The 26,675-nt window shown below is 62.1% G+C and carries 21 protein-coding genes; 12 read left to right on the top strand and 9 right to left on the bottom strand.

What is annotated here, in order from left to right; translation table 11 throughout:
- The first annotated feature begins 24 nt into the window (after window positions 1–24).
- From mfd to ACI2KS_RS25355, 3 genes are read left to right on the top strand one after another with little or no spacing between them, the layout of a single operon-like run.
- Entirely contained in the window at window positions 25–3,489 is a 3,465-nt protein-coding gene (gene mfd, locus ACI2KS_RS25365; protein WP_404623760.1) for a transcription-repair coupling factor, read from the top strand.
- 9 nt (window positions 3,490–3,498) lie between these two features.
- Entirely contained in the window at window positions 3,499–4,035 is a 537-nt protein-coding gene (locus ACI2KS_RS25360; RefSeq protein WP_404623759.1) for a CsiV family protein, read from the top strand.
- Between the two features lie 13 nt (window positions 4,036–4,048).
- Window positions 4,049–6,754, top strand: a complete 2,706-nt coding sequence (locus ACI2KS_RS25355) for a DEAD/DEAH box helicase (protein WP_404623758.1) — start codon at window positions 4,049–4,051, stop codon at window positions 6,752–6,754.
- A gap of 101 nt (window positions 6,755–6,855) precedes the next feature.
- Here the strand turns inward: ACI2KS_RS25355 and ACI2KS_RS25350 are convergent, their stop codons facing one another.
- Entirely contained in the window at window positions 6,856–8,523 is a 1,668-nt protein-coding gene (locus tag ACI2KS_RS25350) for a VRR-NUC domain-containing protein (protein ID WP_404623757.1), read from the bottom strand.
- A 150-nt stretch (window positions 8,524–8,673) separates the two neighbouring features.
- Here ACI2KS_RS25350 and ACI2KS_RS25345 point away from each other — a divergent pair, with 150 nt between their 5' ends.
- A complete protein-coding gene (locus tag ACI2KS_RS25345) occupies window positions 8,674–9,183 on the top strand; it encodes a nucleoside 2-deoxyribosyltransferase (RefSeq protein WP_404623756.1) in 510 nt (169 codons plus the stop codon).
- A gap of 190 nt (window positions 9,184–9,373) precedes the next feature.
- Here the strand turns inward: ACI2KS_RS25345 and ACI2KS_RS25340 are convergent, their stop codons facing one another.
- Entirely contained in the window at window positions 9,374–9,589 is a 216-nt protein-coding gene (locus ACI2KS_RS25340; protein WP_404623755.1) for a hypothetical protein, read from the bottom strand.
- 57 nt (window positions 9,590–9,646) lie between these two features.
- Window positions 9,647–10,549, bottom strand: a complete 903-nt coding sequence (locus ACI2KS_RS25335) for a LysR family transcriptional regulator (RefSeq protein ID WP_404623754.1) — start codon at window positions 10,547–10,549, stop codon at window positions 9,647–9,649.
- A gap of 123 nt (window positions 10,550–10,672) precedes the next feature.
- On the opposite strand from ACI2KS_RS25335, the gene ACI2KS_RS25330 reads away from it, so the two are divergent.
- Window positions 10,673–11,752, top strand: coding sequence for an AbrB family transcriptional regulator (locus ACI2KS_RS25330; protein ID WP_404623811.1), 1,080 nt, complete (start codon window positions 10,673–10,675; stop codon window positions 11,750–11,752).
- 13 nt (window positions 11,753–11,765) lie between these two features.
- Here ACI2KS_RS25330 and ACI2KS_RS25325 read toward each other — a convergent pair whose 3' ends face one another.
- Together ACI2KS_RS25325 and ACI2KS_RS25320 are read right to left on the bottom strand one after the other, a co-directional pair.
- A complete protein-coding gene (locus ACI2KS_RS25325; RefSeq protein ID WP_404623752.1) occupies window positions 11,766–13,010 on the bottom strand; it encodes an AGE family epimerase/isomerase in 1,245 nt (414 codons plus the stop codon).
- A 356-nt stretch (window positions 13,011–13,366) separates the two neighbouring features.
- Entirely contained in the window at window positions 13,367–14,992 is a 1,626-nt protein-coding gene (locus ACI2KS_RS25320) for a methyl-accepting chemotaxis protein (protein ID WP_404623751.1), read from the bottom strand.
- Window positions 14,993–15,186: 194 nt separating this feature from the next.
- Here ACI2KS_RS25320 and ACI2KS_RS25315 point away from each other — a divergent pair, with 194 nt between their 5' ends.
- The 3 genes from ACI2KS_RS25315 to ACI2KS_RS25305 all read left to right on the top strand — a co-directional run bounded on the left by ACI2KS_RS25315 (window position 15,187) and on the right by ACI2KS_RS25305 (window position 17,632).
- On the top strand, window positions 15,187–15,675 hold the full coding sequence (locus tag ACI2KS_RS25315) for a GFA family protein (RefSeq protein ID WP_404623750.1): 489 nt from the start codon (window positions 15,187–15,189) through the stop codon (window positions 15,673–15,675).
- Between the two features lie 201 nt (window positions 15,676–15,876).
- Window positions 15,877–17,424 (top strand): FAD-dependent oxidoreductase, encoded by a 1,548-nt coding sequence (locus ACI2KS_RS25310; protein WP_404623749.1) that lies wholly within the window; start codon window positions 15,877–15,879, stop codon window positions 17,422–17,424.
- A 43-nt stretch (window positions 17,425–17,467) separates the two neighbouring features.
- Window positions 17,468–17,632, top strand: a complete 165-nt coding sequence (locus ACI2KS_RS25305) for a hypothetical protein (RefSeq protein ID WP_404623748.1) — start codon at window positions 17,468–17,470, stop codon at window positions 17,630–17,632.
- On the opposite strand, the gene ACI2KS_RS25300 is transcribed toward ACI2KS_RS25305, so the two are convergent.
- The 3 genes from ACI2KS_RS25300 to ACI2KS_RS25290 all read right to left on the bottom strand — a co-directional run bounded on the left by ACI2KS_RS25300 (window position 17,617) and on the right by ACI2KS_RS25290 (window position 21,353).
- The gene (locus ACI2KS_RS25300; protein ID WP_404623747.1) at window positions 17,617–18,552 is read right to left on the bottom strand and encodes a LysR family transcriptional regulator; all 936 of its coding nucleotides are present in this window, start codon (window positions 18,550–18,552) and stop codon (window positions 17,617–17,619) included. The two genes, ACI2KS_RS25305 and ACI2KS_RS25300, sit on opposite strands and share 16 nt — an antisense overlap.
- Window positions 18,553–18,633: 81 nt before the next feature.
- Window positions 18,634–19,821 carry a cyanate transporter gene (locus ACI2KS_RS25295; RefSeq protein WP_404623746.1) on the bottom strand — a complete coding sequence of 396 codons (1,188 nt, stop codon included), beginning with the start codon at window positions 19,819–19,821 and terminating at the stop codon, window positions 18,634–18,636.
- A gap of 434 nt (window positions 19,822–20,255) precedes the next feature.
- Window positions 20,256–21,353, bottom strand: a complete 1,098-nt coding sequence (locus ACI2KS_RS25290; protein WP_404623745.1) for an MBL fold metallo-hydrolase — start codon at window positions 21,351–21,353, stop codon at window positions 20,256–20,258.
- A gap of 219 nt (window positions 21,354–21,572) precedes the next feature.
- Between ACI2KS_RS25290 and ACI2KS_RS25285 the strand changes: the two genes are divergently transcribed.
- Window positions 21,573–22,202 carry a TetR/AcrR family transcriptional regulator gene (locus tag ACI2KS_RS25285; protein WP_404623744.1) on the top strand — a complete coding sequence of 210 codons (630 nt, stop codon included), beginning with the start codon at window positions 21,573–21,575 and terminating at the stop codon, window positions 22,200–22,202.
- Here the strand turns inward: ACI2KS_RS25285 and ACI2KS_RS25280 are convergent.
- Window positions 22,190–22,879, bottom strand: coding sequence for a DJ-1/PfpI family protein (locus tag ACI2KS_RS25280; protein ID WP_404623743.1), 690 nt, complete (start codon window positions 22,877–22,879; stop codon window positions 22,190–22,192). The genes ACI2KS_RS25285 and ACI2KS_RS25280 overlap by 13 nt on opposite strands.
- Window positions 22,880–23,008: 129 nt before the next feature.
- Here ACI2KS_RS25280 and ACI2KS_RS25275 point away from each other — a divergent pair, with 129 nt between their 5' ends.
- From ACI2KS_RS25275 to ACI2KS_RS25265, 3 genes are all read left to right on the top strand, one after another.
- Window positions 23,009–23,989 (top strand): GlxA family transcriptional regulator, encoded by a 981-nt coding sequence (locus tag ACI2KS_RS25275; protein WP_404623742.1) that lies wholly within the window; start codon window positions 23,009–23,011, stop codon window positions 23,987–23,989.
- A 474-nt stretch (window positions 23,990–24,463) separates the two neighbouring features.
- Window positions 24,464–25,813: a gluconate:H+ symporter gene (locus ACI2KS_RS25270; protein ID WP_404623741.1), complete on the top strand. Its 1,350-nt coding sequence runs from the start codon at window positions 24,464–24,466 to the stop codon at window positions 25,811–25,813.
- The gene (locus ACI2KS_RS25265) at window positions 25,814–26,674 is read left to right on the top strand and encodes a MurR/RpiR family transcriptional regulator (RefSeq protein WP_404623740.1); all 861 of its coding nucleotides are present in this window, start codon (window positions 25,814–25,816) and stop codon (window positions 26,672–26,674) included.
- The last annotated feature ends 1 nt before the right edge of the window (window position 26,675 follow it).

Below are 26,675 nucleotides of genomic sequence, written 5' to 3'. Positions count from 1 at the left end.
GCAACGCCTGGAGCTTGATCTTCCGTGCCCGTTCTGCGCCTACCGATTCTTCCTGCTGCTGCAGGCAAACAACATTGGGGCAACCTGCCTGGTGCCGCGCTCAGCCTTGCTATCGCCGAGGCCGCCAGCGCTGCGAAACGCTTCACCCTGCTTTTGACCGCCGACAGCCAAAGCGCCGAGCGACTGGAACAGGAACTGAAGTTTTTCGCCCCCGATCTTCCGGTGCTACATTTCCCTGACTGGGAAACCCTGCCCTACGATTTGTTCTCGCCGCATCAGGACATCATCTCCCAGCGTATCGCCAGCCTTTACCGGCTTCCGGAGCTTGCCCATGGCGTGCTGGTGGTGCCGATCACCACGGCCTTGCACCGACTGGCGCCGACCAAATTCCTGCTCGGCAGCAGTCTGGTGCTCGACGTTGGCCAGAAGCTCGACGTCGAACTCATGCGCACCCGGCTCGAAGCCAGCGGTTATCGCTATGTCGACACGGTCTACGAGCACGGCGAATTCACCGTGCGCGGGGCCTTGATCGACCTGTTCCCGATGGGCAGCAAACTGCCGTACCGGATCGATTTGTTCGACGACGAAATCGAAACCCTGCGCACCTTCGAGCCGGAAACCCAGCGCTCCATCGACAAAGTCGATTCGGTGCGTCTGTTGCCGGCCAAGGAGTTCCCGCTGCAAAAGGAAGCCGTGACCCGCTTCAAGGCGCGTTTTCGCGAACGCTTCGACGTCGACTTCCGCCGCAGCCCGATCTTCCAGGATCTGAACAGCGGCATTACCCCGGCAGGCATCGAGTACTACATCCCGCTGTTCTTCGAAGAAACCTCCACCCTGTTCGACTACCTGCCCCAGGACACCCAGGTATTCTCGTTGCCAGGCATCGAGGCGGCGGCGGAAACCTTCTGGAAGGATGTGCGCAACCGCTACGAAGAGCGTCGCGTCGACCCGGACCGACCGCTGCTGCCGCCCGCTGAGCTGTTCCTGCCGGTAGAGGACTGCTTTGCCCGCCTGAAGACCTGGCCACGCGTGGTCGCAAGCCAGGACGACGTCGATACCGGCATCGGCCGCGAGCGCTTCCCGGCTCGGGCTTTGCCGGATCTGGCGATCGAAGCCAAGGCCAACCAGCCGCTGGCGGCGCTTTCAAGCTTCCTCGACGAGTTCCCCGGCCGCGTGCTGTTCACCGCTGAATCGGCCGGGCGCCGCGAGGTGCTGCTGGAGCTGCTCGAACGCCTGAAGCTGCGCCCCAAGACCCTGGACAGCTGGCAGGAGTTCGTCGACAGCAAGGAGCGGCTGGCGATTACCATCGCACCGCTGGACGAAGGCCTGGTGCTGGAGCAACCGGCGCTGGCGCTGGTGGCCGAGAGCCCGCTGTTCGGCCAACGGGTCATGCAGCGGCGCCGCCGTGAAAAACGCATCGATGGCCACTCCAGCGATGCGGTGATCAAGAACCTGGCCGAGCTGCGTGAAGGCGCGCCGGTGGTGCATATCGACCACGGGGTCGGGCGCTATCTGGGCCTGGCGACGCTGGAAGTGGAAAATCAGGTCGCCGAGTTCCTCATGCTCGCCTACGCCGAGGAAGCCAAGCTCTACGTGCCGGTGGCCAACCTGCACCTGATCGCCCGCTACACCGGCAGCGACGATGAACTGGCGCCGCTGCACCGGCTGGGTTCCGAAGCCTGGCAGAAAGCCAAGCGCAAGGCCGCCGAACAGGTGCGCGATGTGGCCGCCGAACTGCTCGACATCTATGCCCGTCGCGCTGCGCGCGAAGGCTATGCGTTCGCCGACCCCAAGCTCGACTACGAAACCTTCAGCGCCGGCTTTGCGTTCGAGGAAACCCCGGATCAACAAACCACCATCGAGGCCGTGCGTGCCGACATGCTGGCGCCCAAGCCGATGGACCGCCTGGTGTGCGGCGACGTCGGCTTCGGCAAGACCGAAGTGGCCATGCGCGCCGCGTTCATCGCCGTGCATGGCGGCAGGCAGGTGGCGATCCTGGTGCCGACCACCCTGCTCGCCCAGCAGCACTACAACAGTTTCCGCGACCGCTTCGCCGACTGGCCGGTGACGGTCGAGGTCATGAGCCGCTTCAAATCGGCCAAGGAAATCAACGCCGCCGTGGCCGATCTGGCCGAGGGCAAGATCGACATCGTGATCGGCACCCACAAGCTGCTGCAGGACGACGTCAAGATCAAGAACCTGGGGCTGGTGATCATCGACGAGGAACACCGTTTCGGGGTTCGTCAGAAAGAACAGCTCAAGGCTCTGCGCAGCGAGGTCGACATCCTGACCCTGACGGCAACGCCGATCCCGCGCACCCTGAACATGGCTGTGGCGGGCATGCGCGACCTGTCGATCATCGCCACGCCGCCGGCGCGTCGGCTGTCGGTGCGCACCTTCGTCATGGAGCAGAACAAGCCGACGGTCAAGGAGGCGCTGCTGCGTGAGTTGTTGCGTGGTGGTCAGGTCTACTACCTGCACAACGATGTGAAGACCATCGAGAAATGCGCTGCCGATCTTGCCGAACTGGTGCCCGAAGCGCGCATCGGGATCGGCCACGGGCAGATGCACGAGCGCGATCTCGAACAAGTGATGAGCGACTTCTACCACAAGCGCTTCAACGTGCTGATCGCCTCGACCATCATCGAGACCGGCATCGACGTGCCGAGCGCCAACACCATCATCATCGAGCGTGCCGACAAGTTCGGCCTGGCCCAGCTCCATCAACTGCGCGGCCGGGTCGGACGCAGCCACCACCAGGCCTATGCCTATCTGCTGACGCCGCCGCGCAAGCAGATCACCGCCGATGCGCAGAAACGCCTGGAGGCCATCGCCAATACCCAGGATCTGGGCGCAGGCTTTGTGCTGGCCACCAACGACCTGGAAATCCGCGGCGCCGGCGAGCTGCTGGGCGAAGGCCAGAGCGGGCAGATCCAGGCCGTGGGCTTCACCCTGTACATGGAAATGCTCGAACGCGCGGTGAAATCGATCCGCAAGGGCGAGCAACCCAATCTTGACCAGCCGCTGGGGGGCGGTCCGGAAATCAACCTGCGCGTGCCGGGGCTGATTCCCGAGGACTACCTGCCCGATGTGCATGCGCGGCTGATCCTCTACAAACGCATCGCCAACGCAGCCGACGAGGAAGGCCTCAAGGACCTGCAAGTGGAAATGATCGATCGCTTCGGCCTGCTGCCGGAACCGGCGAAAAACCTGGTGCGCATGACCTCGCTCAAACTCAAGGCCGAGCAACTGGGCATCAAGAAGGTCGACGCCGGCCCGCAGGGTGGACGGATCGAATTCGCCGCCGATACTCCTGTAGATCCACTGACGCTGATCAAGCTGATTCAGGGACAACCCAAGCGTTACAAGTTCGAAGGCGCTACCTTCTTCAAATTCATGGTGCCGATGGAGCGCCCCGAAGAACGCTTCAACACCATTGAAGCGCTGTTCGAGCGTCTGACCCCGCTGTCCTCTACAAAATCGGCTTAAGGATTCACCATGCGTGTGCTCCGCTCGTTCACCCTGCTGCTGGTGCTGTTCGCCCCTGCAGCTTTTGCCGATGGCACTTATCAGGTGGAAATGATCCTGTTCCGCCAGAACGGCGAGCCGGCGGCCAATAACCAGCCAGCGCCCGAAAACTGGGCCGCTGGCGCGCAAGCGCTGGCGGCGGACAACCAGAGCCCCACCGCGCTGGATACGCTGGTGGGCAAACTGGAGTCCAGCGACGCCTATAAGGTACTGTTGCACCGCGCCTGGCAGCAGGACCTGAGCGCCACTGCGAGCAAGGTGGCGATCAGCAGCGGCCAGGAGCAGTTCGGCCACTTCCCCATCGAAGGCACGGTCAGTCTGGGACTGGCACGCTTCACCGATATCGACGCCAATTTCTGGGTCAACCAGCTCGACGAGCACGGCGTACTGGTTTCCAGTGAGCGGCTGCGTCAGGCGACCCGGGTCAGGAACGGCGAGTTGACCTACATTGACAACGCGAGCCTGGCCATGTTGATCAAGGTTTCTCCCATCCAAGCACCGCGTTGACGTAGGGCCTGAAGTGTCATCCCTATTGGAAAAAGCCCTGGCCCTGCCATGGGAACCGTTGTTCAAGGCGCAGAGCGTGGAACGCGGGCTCGACTATGCGCGGCAGAAACGTGTAATGCTGCAACACCTGAGCCCGGATCTGATTCGCACCGTCTGCCGCGGCTCAAGCCTTGAAATCTATACCCAGACCCTGCAGTTCAAGGACCCGGAGCGCACGCGCAATTTTGTGGTCGGCAAATGCACCTGCCCGGTCAGGAACAACTGCAAGCACTGTGCGGCCGCGCTGTTCTTTTTGCAGGACCCGGAAAACCTCTCCGGCATTCTGGCGGCCATGGATCAGCAATCGATGACCCCCGTGCTGAAAACAGAAGAAAAGCCTGCGTTGCCCGAACGGGTCATCGACGATGTAGAACCTGAGCCACGACTGATCCTGGCCAGCTTCGAATTCAGCGCCTATGAACCGCGCAACGGCAAGATGCAGCGCCATATCCAGCACCGCGCCGCGCTGGCCTTCCGCTACAACGAATTTTATGCCTCGGGCGCGCCCAGCCCCGGCCGCTCCAGTGACATCGTGCGCCATCTGAGTGATGAAACCCTGCGTCTGCGGCGTCATCTGGATCGTGAGGCGCACTACCGCAGACAGCTGCAGGAAATCGGTTTTCGCATCGCCACGCGCCAGAGCAAGGCGTTGCCCGACAGCGCCGGGGAAATGTTCGAGCTGCCCCACGACAAGGCCTGGCTGAGCTTCATGCTCGACAACCTGCCGGTGCTGCGCGAGCAGGGCTGGCAGGTCGAGATGAACGAGGAGTTCGGCTTTGACGTCACGCCCGTGGACGACTGGTATGCGGTGGTCGATGAGGAGCCAGAGCGCGACTGGTTCGATCTGGAGCTGGGCATCATCGTCAATGGCGAGCGCCTGAGCCTGTTGCCGATCCTGATCAACCTGCTGCGCACCCATCCAGAGCTGATGACCCTGGCCGGCATCGCCAAACGTCGCGACGACGAACAGCTGCTGGTGCAGCTCAACCACTTTACCCAGCGTGGCGGCGGACCGATTCAGGTGGCCCTGCCTTACGGCCGGCTAAAGACCGTGCTGGCGACCCTCGGCGATTTTTACTGGCGCGAAGACGGCAACGATGCCATCCGCCTGAACACCGCCGATGCCGCACGCCTCAAGCAACTCGATGACATGCCGCTGGTGTGGCAAGGCGGCGACCGACTGCGGCAGTTCTCGGAGCGTCTGGTCAACATCAAGAACGCCAAGGTCGAGGTGCCCAAGGGCCTGAACGCCACGCTGCGGCCCTATCAGCTCGAAGGCTTGAGCTGGATGCAGGCCCTGCGCGAGCTGGAAGTCGGCGGCGTGCTGGCCGATGACATGGGCCTGGGCAAGACCCTGCAGACCCTGGCCCACCTGCTGCTGGAAAAACAGGCCGGACGCCTGGATCGTCCGGCGCTGGCGGTGATGCCGACCAGCCTGATCCCCAACTGGATGGACGAGGCGAAACACTTCACCCCGCAGCTCAACGTGCTGGCGCTGTATGGCGCCAACCGGCACCAGGAATACGACAGTCTGCAAGACTATGACCTGATCCTGACCACCTATGCCCTGCTGCCTCGGGATGTCGAGCTGCTGAGCAAGCAGCTGCTGCATGTGCTGGTGCTCGATGAGGCGCAGTACATCAAGAACCCCAACAGCAAGGCCGCTCAAGCCGCTCGCCAGCTCAACGCCCGACAACGCCTGTGCCTGAGCGGCACGCCACTGGAAAACCACCTGGGAGAGCTGTGGTCGCTGTTCCACTTCCTGATGCCCGGCTGGCTGGGCGATGCCAAGCAGTTCGGCAGCAACTACCGCACGCCCATCGAGAAGCTGGGTGATGAGGCGCGCTTGCAGCACTTGAACGCGCGGATCAAACCGTTCCTGCTGCGTCGCACCAAGGAGCAGGTCGCCACCGAACTGCCGCCCAAGACCGAGATCGTGCACTGGGTCGAGCTCAACGATGCGCAGCGCGATGTCTACGAAACCATGCGCCTGGCGATGGACAAGAAGGTTCGCGACGAGATCACCCGCAAAGGCGTGGCGCGCAGTCAGATTATCATCCTGGAAGCTTTGCTCAAGCTGCGCCAGGTCTGCTGCGACCTGCGCCTGGTCAACAGCGTACCGCCCAACAGTCGTCACTCAACCTCCGCCAAGCTGCAAAGCCTGATGGTCATGGTCGAGGAGCTGCTGGCGGAAAACCGCAAGATCCTGTTGTTTTCGCAGTTCACCTCGATGCTCGAATTGATCGAGTCAGAGCTGCAACAGCGCGGCATCGAATATGCCTTGCTCACCGGCAGGACCAAGGACCGACGCAAGCCGGTGCAAGACTTCCAGAGCGGCAAGCGCTCGATTTTCCTGATCAGCCTCAAGGCCGGTGGCACGGGCCTGAACCTGACCGCGGCCGACACAGTGATCCATTACGACCCGTGGTGGAACCCTGCGGCTGAAAACCAGGCCACCGACCGCGCCTATCGCATCGGCCAGGAGAAACCGGTGTTCGTCTACAAGATGATCGCCAAGGGCACGGTTGAGGAAAAGATCCAGCACCTGCAGCAGGAGAAATCGGCGCTCGCGTCCGGGGTTCTCGATGGCCGCACGGCGGGGGACTGGAAGCTACAGGACGAAGACATCGCGGCACTGTTCGCGCCGTTGCCGCTGCCGCCGAAGAAGGTCAAGCGCTGATCCACTCGCTTACCCACCTGTAGGAGTGAGCTTGCTCGCGAATGCGGCAGAACATTCCAAGATGGTGTCCGGACGAACCGCTGTCGCGAGCAAGCTCACTCCTACAGTGCGAGCGGTTCGCCCAGGGCTTGTTCTGCCCACTGCACATAACACACCACCACCGGCATCTGGTGTTCGGCGCAGAAATCCAGCCAGCGCAGCTGATTGTCCTGCAGGCGATCACCCGGGCCCTTGACCTCGATCATCCGATAGCTGCGCTGCTCGGGATAGAACTGGATGAGGTCGGGCATCCCGGTGCGGTTGGCCTTGATGTCCTGCAGCAAGCGCCGGAACCAGTGCCTGAGGTGCTGCGCTGGCAGGCAATGCAGCGCCTGCTCCAGTAATTGCGGGGTCAGGGTGTGCCAGAACACGAACGGTGATTGCAGGCCGAACTTGCTCACGTAATGCTGACGGATGACGTCCAGGTAGCGGTCATCCTCCAGTTGCGCCAGGCACGCATCGAACAGATCCGCCCGACGTTGATAGAAATCGGGACTGTGGAGATCGCTCGGCGCGCTGTGGAACGGATGAAAGAATGCCCCCGGCACCGGCGCGAAAACCGCCGGCCAGCACAGCAGGCCGAACAGCGAATTGATCAGTGCATTCTCGACGTAATGCACCTCGCTGCCCTCCTCGGCCAGATGCTGCTGGATCAGCTGCTCGACACTGTATTCGGGCAACGGCGTCACACTCAGGTCCAGCCGGCTGACCGTCCGTTTGGCCCTGCGACGTACAGTGCCGTCGCCCAGCTTGCGCTGCAGACGCGGCTCGATGCGCAACAGGTGCTGGGTTTGTTCATCGTTTTGCGGCATTGCCCGCGCCTGCTGCAACAGCGCCATGGCTTCGACATATCGCTCGCTGCGCTCCAGCACCCGAATCTGCCGTACCGACGCGCCGGGGTAGCTGGAATGGGCATAGACGTCCAGAGCCTGGGCCCAGTCCTGCTCGCGCTCAGCCTGCTGACCGATCTGGAACAACAGCTTGGCCCGGCGCATGGCCAGCCATGGGTTGTCGGTCTGCACGGCCAGCGCCGAAGCTGCCAGCTCAGACAGCGACGCACCTTCATCCAGCGCCTGACGGCAGGCATGCAGATCCAGACAGGTGTCGATATCCGCGCGCTGGCTGATGCCTCGGGACTCAAGCGAAAACTCGACCTTTTCGTAGCGGTAGATGCCCAGGTCCGCGAGCACGAATTCAGACCATTGCTGATAGAGGTTGCCGAAATACAGCAAGCGCAAGCGGTCGCACAAGGGCATGACCTGAAGCGCGAAGACCACTTCGTCCAGCGCTGCGAACCAGTGCTTGAGCGGTTGAGGCTGTTCGTAGAGCGGGAGCAACCGCGCCAGCAGGTCGGCTTTTTTCTCCGCGCTCTTGACCCCGTGCGCCTTGAAGCAAGCGCTCAATTCGTCCTTGCGCAATACGCTGAACAGCGCCTGCAGATCCAGATCAGGCTGGGCGTCGACCCAGCCATGCTCGAGCAGAGCCGCTGCGGCCTGCCGAACATCGCCTATCTCGGCGTAATCGAGCTTGCTGGCGCGAAACAGCGAGCCCTTGCGCATGACCATGCGCACCAGCAACGCCTGGGCAGGTTGCGCCAGACGACCGAAGTCTTCGATGAAGCGACGCTCTTGGGCGTCGAGCAAATCGTCATAGCGCTGGCCGATCCAGGCCAATACCTGACGAAAGTTCTCCAGGTAATAGAAAGGATTGTCGAGGGGGGAAGTGCTCACGGCGGGTCACGCAAGGGCTGGCGGAAAGGCCTCAGGATACTGGTTATCCGTACAGATTCCAGCCTCTGTTTGCTGTGTGCGGCTGTCGGGCTGATCAACGGCATGTCGCGCAGCCGCTAGAATGCACAGGCATCGATAAAAGGAATCGGCATGTCAGCGCTCAACATACCCCGCATTTATCTGGCCGGCTTTGACGTATTCCGCGCCGACGCCGTCGAGCACGGCGCTTACCTCAAGGCGCTTTGTCAGGCGCAGGGGCTTGAAGGGCGGTATCCGTTCGACAATCAGGTCACTGCCGGCCTGCCACCACAGCAAACGGCCGCGCTGATCTGTAACGCCAACATCGGCATGATCCGAGACTGCGACGCGGTGCTGGCCAACCTCAACGACTTTCGCGGGACCGAGCCCGATTCCGGGACGGCGTTCGAAGTCGGCATGGCGGTCGCGCTGGGCAAGCCGGTGTGGGCGTATTTCCAGGCGCGCGGATCGCTGCGTGAGCAGATCGAGCACGATGCCGAAGGTTTCGATGGGCAGGGTTTTCAGGTGGAGGATTTTCAGTTGCCGAGAAATCTGATGCTGGCCTGCACGTGGGCGGGTAGCAGCGAAACGGCCGAGGTGGGGATTCAAGCGCTGGCAAGACTTCTGTCAGCACAACCTTAGTCGTTTCTGCCCGGAGGGCGTGGGAGTCCGGCTGGCCGACGATCTGGCGCGCAGCGCCAGCAAACCAAGTGAAACCTATGCACGTGACCCACCGCGCTGCCGGATTCTACTGCCGGTGCCCGGCAGATCGCCCGATCGCGGTCCGCAGCAAGCCGGACTCCCGCGGCCTTCGGCCAGAAGCCGACCGCGTTCACCCCAACGTCGACGAGCCGATGTCCAGCTTGTCCGCATCGGCGAACTCATCCAGACCCAGGTCGCCCAGGTCCAGCTCGCCTTCCGGGTCGCTGTCTTCATCGGCGTCCGAATCATTGAGCGGCGACTGGTCACCGCTAAAGTGCTGGTCTTCGTCGTTGAGGTAATACGGCGTCAGATCATGGTTGCCAGGCGTATGTGGCTGTACATGCATTGCAGGTTTCTCCCACCGGTGGTTTGAACCTCAAGGCTACTCCAGAACCGGCCGCGATCACACCCAGCTGAAAAACGCCCCGCCGTTATCGCGCAGCATCTGCGCCATGCCGTGGGCCGCCGGTGACAGATAACCTTCACGGCGCAGGAACACGCAGATCGTGCGCGCCATGGTGGTGTGTTCCAGCGGCACTTCGCGCAGGTATTGCATGTTCTTGCCGTACTCAAGGGTTTCCCGGGCAATGAAGCTGAGCAGGTCGGTCTGGGCAATCAGGCGCGGTAACAGGGAGATCGAATTGGCTTCGATCTGCACCACCGGCAGCGGCAGGTTATGCCGGGTGAAGGCCTGGTCGACCCAGATGCGTGATGACACGCCCGAGGGTGGCAACACCCAACGGTAGTGACACAGGTCGCTCATCTGGAATGGCGCCTTGAAGATCGGATGATTGCGACTGGCGATGACCACCGCCTCGTCGGTCAGGATCGGATGCCCGAGGAATTCATCTTCGTCGGCACGCTGGGCGCAGATGATCATGTCCAGATGCCCGGACCGCAACTGCTCGCGGAGCATATCGTCCTGACCGATCACCAGTTTCAAGGTGATCTGCGGCGCGCGCTTGAGCAGCGCATTGGTCAGTTCCGGCAACAGGTATTCAGCCATGGTCGAGGCGCAACCCAGGCGGATTTCGCCCACTGCCCCACTGGCAAAATCACGCACCTCGCGCTGGGTCTGGGCGATGCTTTGCTGCAACAGCTTGCCCCGAGCCTGCAACAACTCGCCCACCGGGGTCAGCTTGATCCGTCGCCCGTCACGCTGAAAAAGCTTGGTGCCGAACGACTGCTCCAGACGCTGGATGCTCTTGGTCAGCGCAGGCTGGCTGCGGTTGAGTTTCTCAGCTGCGCGCCCCAGGTGGCCAAGCTCGGCGATGGTTTCGAAATAGGTGAGGTCACGCAGGTCCATATATCAACCAAAGTTATCAATTCATGATTATTAGAAAATAGACTTGATCGATTCAACTGTCGATACTTCGCGGCATTGGACACGACTCCATCAGGAAAAAAGCCAATGCTCTGGAGACCCGCGTTGTCACGCCCCTCATCTTTCACCCTGGAACATCTGCACCCGCTGCTGCAATGGCTGCTGTTGATCCTCATGGCCGGAAGCGCCGGTCAAATGTTCAAGTATTTCCACGTTCCCGCCGCTCTGTTCCTCGGTCCCATGCTGGTGGCGATCGGCTTTGGCGTGTCCGGCGCCTCGATCCGCCTGAACAAGCATGTATTCCGTCTGGGTCAGGGCAGCGTCGGGGTGCTGGTTGCCCACTCGATGACCATGGGCGTGCTGATCACCGCTCTGCATGCCTGGCACGTGATGCTGTTTGCCACGCTGTTGACGGTGCTGTTGAGCGCGCTGGTCGGGATTGGCCTGGCGCGCTGGGGAGGCATTCAGGGCAGCACGGCGGCCTGGGGGACGTCGCCGGGCGCGGCGTCGGCGATGGTCGCGATGTCCGAAGATTACGGCGCCGATTCACGGGTCGTGGCGACCATGCAGTACGTGCGAGTGGTCTGCGTGGTCATGGTCGGGGCGCTGGTCAGCCGGCTGATCGGCGCGGACGCAGGCGGCACCGAGGCCCACAGCAACGATGCGCTGCTGCAGGGCGCGAACCTGATCAATCTGGGTCTGAGCCTGCTGGTGATTGTGGTCGGCGTTGCGCTGGGCTCGAAGGTGCCGGCCGGCGCGCTGCTGGTGCCGCTGCTGCTGGGTGGCGCGCTGCAATTGAGCGGCGCCTTGCAGATCGTCATGCCGACCTGGTTGCTGGCGATCGCCTACGGCGCCATCGGCAGCTACATCGGCCTGCGGTTTGATCGGGCCACCATCAATTACGTGTGGCGGCGGCTGCCGGCCATGATCTTCGGCGCGTTATTGCTGATATTCTTGTGCGCGGTTTCTGCCTGGGTCATCGCCGAAATGATGGGCAAGGACTTCCTTTCGGTCTACCTGGCCACCAGTCCCGGCGGTCTGGACGCCATGGCGATCATCGCCATCGACACCCACTCGGACGTCGGATTCGTGCTGGCCATGCAGACCCTGCGACTGTTCGGGGTGATCGTCACAGGGGCCTACATTGCCCGTCAGGTGATTCGAGTGACGCAACGCCTGGCGTGACCGCCGACGCCGCTTACTGCAAACCTGCCAGCGCCGTTGCCAGGCTCTGTGCCAGCGGCAGCACCGGCAACAGCGTGGCCTGATAGGCGTGATAGAGGTCCGGCTTGCCGGGCCAGATATCAGCGCTGGGCTGGTTCTGCGGGTTCAGCTCATGTCGCCAGCTGCCGTGTTCGCGGTCGATGAACCGGGTTTCGTTGAACTCCCAGAACGTGCGGTACCAGGTTTCATACTGCTGCTCACCGGTGCGTTGCAGCAGCGCCGCCGACGCAGCTGCCGCCTCGGCGTGAGTCCAGTGCAGTCGATGGCGGACCACGGGGCGGTTTTCCCAGTCCAGGGTGTAGACGATGCCCGGCGCACCATCGACCTCCCAGCCGTGACGACAGGCATTTTCGAACAGCAATCGTGCGTCTTCCAGCAGCCACTCGGGTGTTTCCAGCTTAGCCTTGCGCCGCGCCGCTTCCAGGTGCAACACCAGCCGCGCCCACTCGAACGCATGCCCAGGGGTGGTGCCGTAAGGACGGAAACCGTCATCGGGTTTGTCGGCGTTGTACTCCGGCAGCGGCTGCCACTGCAGCGTGAAGTGTTCGATGACCTGATGGTTGTTGGCTGCAGCGTGCTGATGGATGACCCGCTCGACAATGCTCAATGCGCGATCCAGCCAGCGCGCATCGCCGGTGACGTCAGCCAGTGCCAGGAAGGCCTCGGTGCTGTGCATATTGCTGTTGGCGCCGCGATAGCTTTCTTCGCCGCTCCAGTCGCGGGCGAAGGACTCGCGCATGGCGCCCTCTTCTTCGCTCCAGAAGTGCTGGCTGATCGCCTGGATGGCGTGTTCGAGCAGCGCCTTGGCGCCGGGGCGCTGGGCGACCACCGCTGATGACGCCGCCAGGGCGACGAAGGCGTGCAGATACGCCGCCTTGCCAGTGTCGCCGCCCTTGTCCAGGGGTCTGGCGAACCAGCCGCCATGTTCGGCATCACGCAGCGGCCCGGCCAGCGCGGCAACCCCGTGATCGACCAGCTCGGCGCAACCGGGAATGCCGTTGATGTGGGCCATGGCAAAACTGTGAGTCATGCGCGCGGTGTTCATGGTTTCGGCGACGGCATCGGGCGGCAGGCGCCCCTGATCATCCAGATTGCCGAAACCCTGAGGCATCTTCGCCGCCCTGGCGAACGACAGCAGCCGGTTGCCTTCGTGCGCCAACCAGCCCTTGTGGCCCGGGGAGTGCAGCCAGCTACTGAACCCACGATTCACATCATCCATAACCTTCACCTATCTGTTCGGCAGGTTCGGCCCGCCAGGAATTATTAGTCGGGGGAATCATGCAAGCCAGAGAGGGTACACGCAAGTGAATGAGGTGAAACCTTTAAGCACACGCGGCCTGAACGGTAGCAGTCCGGCAGGCCGTGCAGGAGGCGCTGTAGGGGCGGGCTTGCCTCTGGACCGCATCCGGACGAGCTGCCGGGCACCGGCAGTAAAACCGGACGTCCTGGTTTGTCCAGACACACCCCGTACAGCGGATTTCTGCCGCTTCGCGCCAGCTCGCGGGGCAAGCCCGCTCCTACAGGGCGGCGTTCCGTGGCCGGCTCAGGGGGCGCAAAAGCAGATGGCGCGGCCGCTTAAACCCGGAAGCGGGTGACCACCTGATTCAACTCAGCTGCCAGACGCGACAATTCGTTGCTCGACGCGCTGATCTGATCGGCCCCGGACGAGGATTGCAGCGACAGATCGCGAATGTTGACGATGTTGCGATCCACTTCGCGCGCCACGTGGGCCTGCTCTTCGGCGGCACTGGCGATGACCAGATTGCGCTCGGAAATCTGGTTGATCGACGAGGTGATGCGGGTCAGCGACTCGCCGGCGCCCTGAGCCAGTTCCAGGGTTTCGCCCGCCCGCGAGCGACTGACCTGCATCGACTCCAGCGCCTCGGTGGAACCACTGCGCATGGTCGAGACCATCTTGTCGATTTCCAGCGTCGACTGTTGAGTGCGATGCGCCAGTGCGCGAACTTCATCGGCCACCACGGCAAACCCGCGACCCGACTCGCCGGCACGGGCAGCTTCGATGGCCGCGTTGAGCGCCAGCAGATTGGTCTGCTCGGCGATGGAGCGGATCACGTCCAGCACCTTGCCGATGTCCTGAGACTGATTGGCCAGGCTTTGCACCAGCACCGAGGTGTGCTGCACATTGCCCGACAGCGTCTGGATCGAGGTCACTGTTTCGATGACCCGTGCCTGGCCTTCCTGAGCGGCGTCGCTGGACTCACTGGACGCCTGAGAGGTGGACACCGCGTTGCGCGCCACTTCCTCCACGGCCGAGGTCATCTGGTTGACCGCCGTTGCCGCTTGTTCGATTTCAGCGTTTTGCTGATGCAGGCCGCGGTGGCTGTCTTCAGTCACCGAGTTGAGTTCGGTGGCCGCCGAGGCCAGCTGGCTGGCGGAACTGCCAATCAGGCTCAAGGTGCTACGCAGGTTGTTTTGCATCTGCTGCAAGGCACGTAACAGACGGGTCACCTCATCCTTGCCCTCGACGCGGATATCGTGGGTCAAATCGCCCTTGGCCACGAACTCGGCGGCGCTGACCGCTTCCTCAAGGGGCACGATGATGCTGCGGGTCAGCCACAACGCGAGGATCACCGTGGCCAACGCTGCCACCAGCACGAACACCAGCACCACGTTGCGCGATTGAGCGTATTGGGCCTGTGCCGCCATGCCTTCGAGCTCGACCTGATGCGAGTAGAAATCGGCCAGATCACCCAGCTGCGTGCCGGAGTTGTCGACGGCGGTTTTCATGTCCACCAGCAGCAAGGTATTGAGCGCCTTGAGATCGCCGCTTTCGGCCAGCACGAAGGATCTGCCCAGGCCGCGCTGATAATCGCCCAGCGTGGCGCGGAATTTGTCGTATAGCAGTTTTTCTTCAGGGGTATCGATGAAGCCGTCCAGGCTGGTCAGCTTGTCGCCCAGCACCTTGGCCCGGGCATCCATCTGCCCTTTATAGACGCTGACGTTTTTGGGATCGGTGTCCAGTGCCATGCGCAAAGAAATGGTGCGAATGCGCAGCATGGCTTCTCGGATGTCGTTGACCAGGCGGATGCTCGGCATCCAGTTGCTTTCGACCGCCACCTCGCTTTGACGGATGGTCGACATCTGCGTCAGGGCAAACCAGCCCAGAAGTGCGACAAGCAGGGAGATCAGCGTAAATCCAAGGCCCGCGCGGCGGGCGATGGTCAAATTGCGTGAGTTCATGACCGTGGGCTCATTGTTGTAGGGCAGGCGTCGTAAAAGTCATCGTACGACCTACGCTATCGACGCTGGGCATGGCTTCTTGAGTGCACGCTCGATGAAAGATCCGAACGCCTGTTCGAGAAAACTTCGAACTACCGATGGCAGCGCGGTCTAGACCTATGAGCCGATGATCAGATCAGACGGAGGAAATCAGCATGCATCTTGAAGGTTCCTGCCATTGTGGCGCGGTGGAATTCAGCCTGACTTGCGTCCACCCCTACCCTTACCAGCGGTGCTACTGCTCGATATGCCGCAAGACCCAAGGTGGAGGCGGCTATTCGATCAACCTCGGTGGCGATGCCAAAAGCCTTAAGGTCAAGGGCAAAGACAGCATCGCCATCTATCACGCCAAGATGCGCGACGAGGAAAAGCACACCACCCATACCAGCAGCGCCGAGCGGCACTTCTGCAAGCACTGCGGCAGCGGCTTGTGGTTGTTCAGTCCGCAGTGGCCAGAGCTGATCCACCCTTTCGCCTCCGCCATCGACACCCCCTTGCCGACACCGCCCGAGCACACCCACCTGCTGCTCGATTCCAAGGCCTCGTGGGTCGAGGTGCAGGCCGGTCCCAAAGATCAGCAGTTCGAACAGTACCCCGAGGAGTCGATTGCCGATTGGCACGAGCGCCTGGGTCTGGTGCGCTGATCTCCTTGTCATGCCCTGATCCCGCAGCAGGGCGCTTGCTCGCGGGCATGGCAACAACTGCCATGTTCGCGCAGATACTCATACTTCATGAGCAAGCTGACGTCCTCCGCTGCGCAAGCGGGGCGACGGGACATTTGGCAGATTCTCTGAACCTCTTCCCTCGCCATCGACTCCCAAAAGAAAGCTTGGGAGGAAAATCCAATGGCAATGCATCGAGTCGCCAGCCTGTCCGATCTTCGTCCGGATCGAGGCATTCAGGTGGAAGTTGGCGAGAAAAAGGTCGTGCTTGTGCGCCATGGCGAGCAAGTGCGGGCGTATCAGGCAGAGTGTCCGCATGCAGGGGGACCGCTGGCTGATGGCGCGGTGTGCAACGGCCATCTGATCTGCCCCTGGCATAAAGCCGAATTTGCCATCGACGACGGACGCCTGTGCGAGCCACCCGCGCTCGATGCCTTGATTCGCTACCCGACCCAGGTCATTGAGGATCAGATTCACGTTGACGATCAGCCCATTCAGACCGAGCCCAGGACTCTGGCTGCCGATGATCGCTGTTTCATTATCATCGGCGCAGGTGCCGCCGGCACGGCCGCCGCCTGCGCGCTTCGCGAGAAAGGTTTCAATGGTCGTCTGCTGCTGGTCGACCGGGAAACTGCGCCAGGCTATGACCGCACGGCCCTGAGCAAATTTGTCGTCGCGGCAGAAATGCGTCCGGATCAGGTCCCACCCCTGCGCGAGGAATCGTTTTACGCGGATAATCACATCGAGCGCATTCAGGGCGAAGTGATGAAGCTCGACGTCATCAACAAGCGCCTGATCCTGGCCGATGGCCGACGCTTTGAATACGACGCCGCATTGATCACCACCGGTGGTGAGCCAAGGGTCTTGCCGCTCATGGGCGCGGAGCTGCCGCAGGTGCTGTCGCTGCGCTCGCGTGAAGACTCGAGAAAAATTCTGGCTGCGGCACGGCCTGGCGGCAATGCACTGATCGTTGGCGACAGCTTCATCGGCCTGGAGGTAGCCTCGGCGTTGCGCAAGCACAAGCTGAACGTGACGGTCGTGGCGCGCCATGAAGTGCCCTTCGCCGCGCAACTGGGCGAGCGCATCGGCAAAGCGATTCGCGCGCTGCATGAACAGAACGGTGTGCTGTTTCGCACCCATGTGGAGGTCAGCCGTTTCGAGGGCGGTGGCCACAATGGCAAGAAGCGTCTTGAAGCGGTGGTGCTCAATAACGGCGAGAAGCTGCCGGTCGATCTAGCCCTGATCGGCATCGGAATCTCGCCCGCCACACACTTTGTCGATGGCATCGAACTGGAGAAGGACGGTTCCCTGGCCGTGGACGCCGGCATGCGCGTCGGCCGGGAGCTATGGGCGGCGGGCGACATCGCGACCTTTCCGGTCAACGGCCAGCCCCAGCGCATAGAACACTGGCGCCTGGCCCAGCAGCAGGCGCGTATCGCCGCCAGCAACATGCTCGGCGGCGAGAGCCATTACAGCGACGTGCCGTTTTTCTGGACCTATCACTTCGGCAAGCGCCTGGACTACCTGGGTCATGCCACCGAGTGGGACGAGATTGTCTACCTGGGAGAGCCGGAAACGTTCGAGTTTCTCGCCCTGATGTGCAAACAGGGTGTGGTGGCTGCGGTCGTGGGCTGTGAGCGTGAGCGCGAAGTGGCGTTGCTCGCCGAGCGCATGAAGCAACCGCTGTTCAAGGATGAGGCACTGATGTTGATCAAACAGATCGGCGACTGAGCGCAGCCCCTTGCGCCCGGCGCTTCAATTCGGAGAATGAGCAATGCCAGAACAATCCAGCCGTGAAGACCTGAACCATAAACCGGAAAACGCCGCCAAGGTCGGTGAGCAGCACAAGCAGGCCAACCAGCAAGGCGAACAACCCCGCCACCCCACCCCGCCAGACGGCAACGATGAGGACAAGGACAAGAATCACAACAAACCCTGATCCGCGCAGACTCTGACGATCTGTTCACGAAGCCAGCCATTGGCTTCGTCCTGATCGGCGCGTTCGCTCCAGACCATATCCAGTGAAAACCCGGGCAGATCCACCGGTAACTCGCGTACCGCAAGCCAGGGCTCGTTACCCAGCAGCGCCTGTACCCGTCGCGGCAGCGTGAGAAAACAATCGGTGCCGTGCACCAGTTGCAACGCCGAACCGTAGGTATTGGCCCGCGCTGCGATATGCCGCTGGCGTCCGTGTCCGCTCAACCAGGCGTCGACCATGTTGACGTCGCAAACCCAGGGTGTGGGGTAGACATGGTTGCGCGCCGTGAACAGGTCAACGTTGATCATCGGTGTGTCGGGGGCATATTGCTGATCGGCCACGCAGACCAGATCGTCCTCCAGCAGGGTTTGGGCATTGAGGCCCCTGGCCAGGCGATGGAAGTCCGGACCGAAGCACAACGCCAGATCGAAACGCCCGTCGTTGAGGGCCTCGACCGGCAGGTCCTTTTGCGGTTTGCAGACGTTGATCACCACTCGGTAGTCGCTGGCGATAAAGCGCCGCAGCAGATGCGGCAGGATCAGCAGCTCGAAATACTCAGGCGCGCAAACGGTGAAGGTCCATGGCTGGCTGCCGGGATCGAAGGTGCGCAATCCTGAATGACACAGATCGAGCGCCTGGAGAATCTGCTGGACGTGTTGCAGCATCGCCGTCGCCTTGCGCGTAGGCCGCATGCCGCTGCGGGTACTGATGAACAGTTCATCCTCGAAGCCGATGCGCAGTTTCTTCAGGCAGTAACTGACTGTCGATGGGCTGACATGCAGCGCGTCCGAGACTTGCGTGAGGTTGTTGCGCTCATAAACAGCCACGAACACCATCAGGTCCTGAACATCGATTTTTCTCAGGGAGTTGTTGCTCAGCATCGTTCCGTCCTTTGAGCATCCGACCTGCTGGCCGGATGGGCGACGGCGCACCATAGCATCAAATCCGCGGCGGCTCCTGCTTCATCCCAGACGCCGAGGGTACTGACGAGGATCGAAGCGCAACACCATCAGCAGCATGACGATGATCACGGCTGCCAGAGCACACCAGGCGCCCTCGAAGCTGCCGCTGACGTCGCGAATCAGGCCGGCGAGCAAGGGCGACACGCCAGCGATCAAGTAACCGACACCCTGCACGAACGCCGTCAGGCCACCCGCCCGTCGCGGATCGTGGACGTGGTCCATCGACACGATCAGGCTCATGGGGAACAGCCCGCCGATCCCCAGCCCCAGCAGGCATGGCCAGAGTAACGGCAACGCCTGCGGGCACATCACCAGGCCGCAGAAACCCGCCAGCATGAGCAACAGCAAAACCACAAGCACCAGGCGCCGATCACGGCTGCGATTGGCAACGGCCGGGGCAATCAACCCGGACGCCACTTCCATCGCGGTGAGCAACCCCAGCACCAGACCGGCGTCCTGCTCGCTCCAGCCCTGTTCCACGTAATACGGCGCCAGCCAGGCCAGCACGCAGGTATAGGACGCAGTACCCAGGCCAAAAAAAATCCCCAGCAGCCAGGCCCTGGGTCTGCGTGAAAAAGACTCCTGCGCCTGACTCGACAACCGTTGCGGCTGACGGCGCGCAGGACCCTGGGCACTCCAGATCAGCAAGCCGACCACGGCCAGCACCGCCCAGACCGCCAGGCCCGCACGCCAGCTGCCAGTGCGCGCCAGCACCAACGGCGAAAAAGACGCCGCCAGCGCCGCGCCGCCCATGATCGAAGTGACGTACAGGCCCATGCACAGCGCGACATTGTTGCTGAATCGCGACTTGATCAGCACGGGCATCAGCGCCTGGATCAATGCGATACCGAGGCCGGCGAGCACCGCGCTGAGGATCAACTGCAGCGCGCTGTCGAGCCACAGGCGGGCCAGAGTCGCGATGCCAATGGCCAGCAATGAGACGACGACGGCGCGGTACTCCCCCAGCCAGCGAACGATGCGTAGCCCGATGAACATCGCGGCGCCCATGGCCATGACCGGCAACATGGTCAGCAGCGAAGCCATGCCGAAACTCAGCGGCACGTCGTTGCGTATGGCCGATAACAACGGACCGACTGCCGCCATCGACGGACGCAGGTTCAACGCCACGAGCACCACCGCGCCCATTAGCCAGAAACCGTGATTGGAGGTTACGCGGGTGTTTTCCATGTCGTTGCCTTGGGATGATCCGAGCGAGCCATTAGGCCGCAAGGGGCATCTGCGGGCCAAACGAAAAACTGGCGGGACGGATTTAAAAAACGGAATTGCATCCGGCAGGCGATCGGCTTCTGCCCTAGGGACGTAGGAGCGGGCTTGCCCGCGAGCGGCGGGGAACCCGTCGTAAAACCGGACAAGGGGATTTGTCTGTTGCACCGCATTCGATGCATTTACGACGACTGCGTCGCCGCTCGCGGGGCAAGCCCGCGCCTACAGGTTGACAGCGGCGGGGATGCGGCCAGTAGCAACGGAACGATGGCGGATCCAGCATGGCGGCCGGAATCACAATCCAGCGAGCGTGGTGCTCCGGATCTGCTGCTGGCCGCAGGCCGTAGGAGCCGGCTGCTGGCGAAAGCGTCAGACCCGCTAGCGAGTGAAAGTGCAGGCTATCCGCGACTGGCGGCCTGCTGACGATTGCAACGACGCCTGGAGCGGCAGGTCTTTTCGACGTCTGCGGCTTTCTCAACCTTCATCCACCAGGCTGCACCGCGACTGGGGTACTGGATATAAAAAGGCTGGCCCATCTCCGGGGTGGTGATGGAAATACTGCGATCCCAGGCCAGTGCCAGGATCCGATCGAAGGGCTCGTGCCAGGCGTGCATCGCCAGGTCGAACGTGCCGTTGTGGATCGGCAACAGCCATTTACCGCGCAGGTCGATATGCGCTTGCAACGTTTCCTCAGGCTGCATGTGCACATCCGGCCAATCGACGTTGTAGGCCCCGGTTTCCATCAGCGTCAGGTCGAACGGGCCGTATTGCTCGCCAATCAACTTGAAGCCGTCGTGGTAGCCGGTGTCACCGCTGAAGAAGATCCGTTGCTCGCCATCGAGCATCACCCAGGACGCCCACAGGGTCTGGTTGCCATCGCGCAGACTGCGGCCGGAGAAGTGTTGCGCGGGGGTCGCGACGAAACGGATGCCGTGGATTTCGGTGGACTGCCACCAGTTCAGTTGCTGCACCTTGTGCGCCGGCACCCCCCATTCGATCAAGGTATCGCCCACGCCCAACGGCGCGATGAAATGCTCGGTCTTGTCCTTGAGCACCTCAATGGTCATGTGATCCAGATGGTCATAGTGGTTGTGCGACAGGATCACCGCCTTGAGTGGCGGCAGGTCGTGCAGGCTGATCGGTGGCTGGTGGAAACGTTGCGGCCCGGCCCACTGGATCGGCGAGGCACGCTCGGCGAATACCGGGTCGGTGAGAAAATACTGGTTACGCAGTTTGAGCAGCACGGTCGAATGCCCCAGCCGGTACACCGTGTTGTTCGGCGCTGCCAGCAATTGCTGACGGGACAGCGTCTGCACCGGAATCTCGCCCACAGGACGCGTGTGACGCGGCTTGTTGACCATGGCGTTCCAGAAGATGCGCAGTGTCTTGAGAAACCCGGAGCGCTGCATCGGCTTGTGATTGAGATAGCGACCCTCTCGCCGGGTGAGGACGGGCAACGAGGGAGCGTTATCGAGGTTTTTTTCGATCGAGGCCATGATGTGCTGACTCCATGAAACGGGTGGAGGTTTCTGCAACGACGAGCGCATTGCAGAATGTTGCATAAGACGCAAACAAGTAAGCGGGAAGTTGTAACAGGGCTTTACACTACACAGTGTAGTTTCTAGCTTGCACGATCCCCAAAGAGAAGTAAACTGCCCGGTGTAACTTTCTTGCTGGATGCCTCTTTGCCAGCCTCACCCTTTAGAAGCGATGCCATGACTGCCCCCCTGCGACTGACCGACCGAAAACGTGAAGCCATTGTTCAGGCAGCCATTGCCGAATTTCGTGACAACGGTTTCGAGGTCACCAGCATGGATCGCATCCCAGCGCGCGCCGAAGTGTCCAAGCGTACCGTCTACAACCACTTCCCGAGCAAGGAGGAATTGTTCTCCGAGATGCTCCAGCGGCTGTGGTCACGGGCGACGGCACAACCGGAGGCTATCTATCGCGCTGACGTGCCCCTGCGCGATCAACTGCGCGAATTGCTCGACACCAAGATGAAGACCCTTAGCGACAGCAACTTCATCGACCTTGCGCGGGTGGCGATCGGCGCCACCATCCATTCCCCGGAACGGGCCCAACGTTGGGTCAACCGTCTCAACGAGCGCGAAGAAACTTTCACCGTCTGGGTGCGGGCCGCCCAGCAGGACGGCCGCCTCAAGGCCGTCGAACCGGGTTTTGCCGCCACGCAGATTCATGCCTTGCTCAAGGCCTTTGCGTTCTGGCCGCAGGTCACCCTCAACGAACCGTTGCTGACAGCCGAAAAACAACAGTCAGTCTTGGAGTCGGCGCTGGACCTGTTCCTGTGCTGGTACCAGATCCCCGTCGACGCTCACCCGGTCTGACGACTGCCCGCGACCACTCGCTCGACGATCTGCCGTCGCACCTGCAGCCCGGGTTCGGCGCGATCTTTGGCAATGGCCAGCACATGCGCCGGGGCACTCTCCGGCCGCCCGGCATCGAAGGGCGGTGCCGGTGCGTATTCGATCTGCAACTGGATGGTCTGCGACTTGTCCGCATCGAACAGTTCGCTGATCAAGGTCAGCGCAAAGTCGATGCCTGCGGTGACTCCCCCGCCGGTCATCAGGTTGCCGTCGCGCACCACACGCTCCTTGACCGCAATTGCGCCGAATTTTTCCAGCAACTCATGGGACGCCCAATGGGTGGTCGCACGCTTGCCTTCCAGCAAGCCGGCAGCGCCGAGTACCAGGGCGCCGGTACAAACCGAGGTGACGTACTGAGCATTTGCCGCCTGGTGCTTGATGAAGGCCAGGGTCTGGGCGTCCTCCATCAGCGCGTCGATGCCGACCCCACCCGGTACACAGATCACGTCAAGATCCGGGCAATCTTCAAACGTCTTCGTGGGCACCAGGGTCAGGCCGGTGCTGGAGAGCAGTGGCTCGAGGTTTTTCCAGACCAGGTGCACGGTCACCCCGGGCATGCTGGCGAAAACATCGTAGGGCCCGGTCAGGTCCAGCTGTTGAACCTTGGGGAAAACCAGCAGGCCGATGTGCAGCGTCATGAGGGTGGCTCCTTTTCGCGGTTGGGTGAAAGCCCGATGAAGTGGACGATGTCACTGTAGCCAGATACGCTCTGGCGGTTACGCCATAACACCCACAAATCACGCCACTTCAAACAATCGAGGCCCGCCATGACCCACCCGCCCAGAGCGGTGCACATCCTGGCGTTTGCCAATGTCCAGTTGCTCGACGTCGCCGGACCGCTGCAGGTGTTCGCCTCGGCCAACGTACAGGCGGCGGAAAACGGCTTGCCCGCGCCGTACTCGCCCATGGTCATCGCCAAGGCGCATGGCAACGTGGTGTCGTCGGCAGGGCTGGGGCTGCTGACTCATCCATTGCCGCAAGCAGCATCGGACACGCTGATCATCGCGGGAGGCCGCGGCGTGCACACGGCGCTCAAGGACCGGCCACTGCTGCAATGGGTGCGCGCACAAGCGACCAGCGCCCGACGCGTCGCCTCGGTCTGCACCGGCGCTTTCCTGCTTGCCGAAGCGGGCGTGCTCGACGGCCATCGGGTGGTCACCCACTGGGACAGTTGCGAGCAACTGGCACGCTGTTACCCGGCGTTGCAGGTCGATCCGGAACCGATCTTCATCAACCAGGGCGCGCTGTGGACCTCAGCTGGCGTCACTGCCGGCATCGATCTGGCGCTGGCCCTGGTGGAGGCCGATCTTGGCCGCGACATCGCATTGGCCGTGGCCCGTGATCTGGTGGTGTTTCTCAAGCGCCCGGGCGGTCAGTCACAGTTCAGCACGGCGCTGTCGATGCAACACGCCACGCGCAGCCAGGACAGCCGCTTTGCTGATCTGCATGCGTGGATTCTCGACAATCTGGCCAGCGATCTGTCCGTCGCCACCCTCGCGGCGCAAGTGGGGATGAGCGAGCGCAGTTTCGTACGGCATTACCGCGGCCATACCGGCAACACCCCGGCGCGGGCCATCGAGCAATTGCGCGTCGAAGCGGCCCGGCGCCTGCTGGGGGACAGCGCCCTGCCGATCAAACGCATCGCTGACCGCTGCGGGTTCGGCACGGAGGAAACCCTGCGCAGGAGCTTCCTGCGGGCGGTATCGGTGACGCCGCAGGCATATCGGGAGCGGTTCAGCGCGCGATGAAAGCAACAAATGTTGCCAGCCGCAGGCCTTGGGAGATTCTCTGGTGTGCGCAAATGCGTTGCGCCATCCCACCACCCCTGTAGCCGTCCGGCTTGCCGGCGGTGGTGATCTGATAGTCATCCCCGCCGGCAAGCCGGACGGCTAGAGGTGGTTTCGTCGCCACTCGGATTTCTGCCCGTAGTGGGCCTTGCTTGCGAGCATCTGCCAGGCAGAAACAGTCCGGCACTCAATCCTGCGTAAGAAATTAGTTTTCATAAATTGATATTTATGACTGCTTTCGTGTAATTTAATTTTCATCACGAAATCAGAGATAAAAATAATGCCTGCCTGTGATTGCCATTTCCTCACCCACGCTTCGTCCCGCACGCCTTTAGCAACACCCACTGCCGAGACCTTTTCACCGTTTGCCTGCGCCGCAACCCACCTGCACGCCGGCAAACCCTGACCTCTCCTAATCTCTGCAAGGAATGTTGCATGCCACCGTCTACCGGCCTGTCCCTGTTGGTCTATGCCGCCATCGCGATCATTGCCCTGATCGTCCTGATCGCGCGTTTTCGTCTCAATCCGTTCGTTGTCATCACCCTGGTTTCGGTCGGCCTGGCGCTGGTCGCCGGCATGCCCGCGACCTCGGTGGTAGCCTCCTATGAAGGCGGGGTCGGCAAGACCCTTGGCCATATCGCGCTGGTCGTGGCGCTGGGCACCATGCTCGGCAAAATGATGGCCGAGTCCGGCGGTGCCGAGCAGGTAGCGCGCACGCTGATCGACCGCTTTGGCGAACGCAACGCTCACTGGGCGATGGTCTGCATTGCGTTTCTGGTGGGCTTGCCGCTGTTTTTCGAGGTCGGCTTCGTGCTGCTGGTGCCGATTGCCTTCACCGTGGCGCGCCGGGTTGGCGTGTCGATCCTGATGGTCGGTCTGCCGATGGTCGCCGGTCTCTCGGTGGTTCATGCCCTGGTCCCGCCGCATCCGGCCGCGATGCTTGCGGTACAGGCGTATCAGGCATCGGTGGGCCAGACCCTGTTCTATGCGATCCTGATCGGCATCCCGACGGCCATCATCGCAGGCCCCGTCTACGCAAAATTCATTGCGCCACGCATTCATCTGCCCGACGAGAACCCGCTGGCCAAGCAGTTTCTCGACCGCGAACCGCGCAAGCAACTGCCCGGTTTTGCGCTCACCATGGCCACCATCCTGCTGCCGGTATTGCTGATGTTGCTGGGTGGTTGGGCTAACCTGATTTCCACACCGGGCAGCGCTTTCAACAGCTTCCTGTTGTTCATCGGCAACTCGGTGATCGCCCTGTTGCTGGCGACCTTGCTCAGCTTCTGGACCCTGGGGATCGCGCAAGGCTTCAATCGTGATTCGATCCTCAGGTTCACCCAGGAATGCCTGGCGCCAACGGCCAGCATCACGCTGCTGGTCGGCGCCGGTGGCGGTCTGAACAAGATCCTGGTGGACAGCGGCGTGACCAATGAAATCGTTGGTCTGGCCCAGGATTTTCATCTGTCGCCGTTGCTGATGGGCTGGCTGTTCGCGGCGCTGATGCGAGTGGCGACCGGCTCGGCGACCGTGGCCATGACCACCGCTTCGGGCATCGTTGCGCCTGTGGCGATGGGCCTGGGATATCCGCATCCGGAGCTGCTGGTGCTGGCCACCGGTGCCGGATCGGTGATCTTTTCCCACGTCAACGACGGCGGTTTCTGGCTTATCAAGGAGTACTTCAACATGACCGTGGCGCAAACCTTCAAGACCTGGACGGTGCTGGAGACGCTGATCTCGGTGATCGCCTTCGTTCTGACTCTCGGTCTGGCGCAGGTGATCTGAGTGGACATCCTTTACCAGATCCGCGCCCGTCAGGACTCCTTCAGTGCAGGCGAGGGCCGCATCGCCAGGCTGATTCTCAGCGATGTGGCGTTCTCGGCCAGCGCCAGCCTCGATGACCTGGCTTCTCGCGCCGAGGTCAGCAGCGCCACGCTATCGCGCTTCGCCCGCAGCATCGGTTGCAAGGATCTGCGCGACCTGCGCCTGCAACTGGCCCAGGCCAGCGGCGTCGGCAGCCGTTTTCTCAACCCTGAACAGGCGCCGGAACAGTCGGCGTTCTTCGCCCAGATCGTCGGCGATATCGAGTCGACGTTACGCCAGCATCTGGGCGGGTTCGACGAGTCGCGGTTCAAGGCGGCGGTCGCTCTGCTGACGCCGGCGCGGATGATCCACAGCTTCGGCATGGGCGGCTGCTCAAGCCTGTGCAGCGAAGAATTGCAGACCCGTCTGGTGCGCCTGGGCTACCCCATCGCTGCCAGTCGCGACCCGGTGATGATGCGCCTGATCGCCGCGACGCTTGGACCGGAAAACAGCCTGATCGTCTGCTCGCTCAGCGGACGCACGCCGGAGCTGCTGGAGGTGGTGAAACTTGCACGCAGCTATGGCGCGAAGATTCTGGCGATCACCCTGCCCGGCTCGCCGCTGGCCGAGTTGGCGGACGTGGTCCTGGCGTTGCAGATCGCCGAAACCAATTTCATCTACAAACCCACGGCAGCGCGCTACGGCATGCTGCTGACCATCGATGTGCTGTCCACGGAACTGGCGCTGATCGCCCCTGATGACAACCAGGAACGCCTGCGCCGCATCAAGCTGGCCCTCGATGATTACCGCGGCGGTGACGATGGCCTGCCGCTTGGAGACTGAC

This window comes from Pseudomonas sp. NPDC087358, from assembly GCF_044900785.1.
GTDB lineage: Bacteria > Pseudomonadota > Gammaproteobacteria > Pseudomonadales > Pseudomonadaceae > Aquipseudomonas.
Note: the sequence above shows the minus strand (reverse complement) of the source record. Positions and strands in the feature narration are given on the sequence as shown.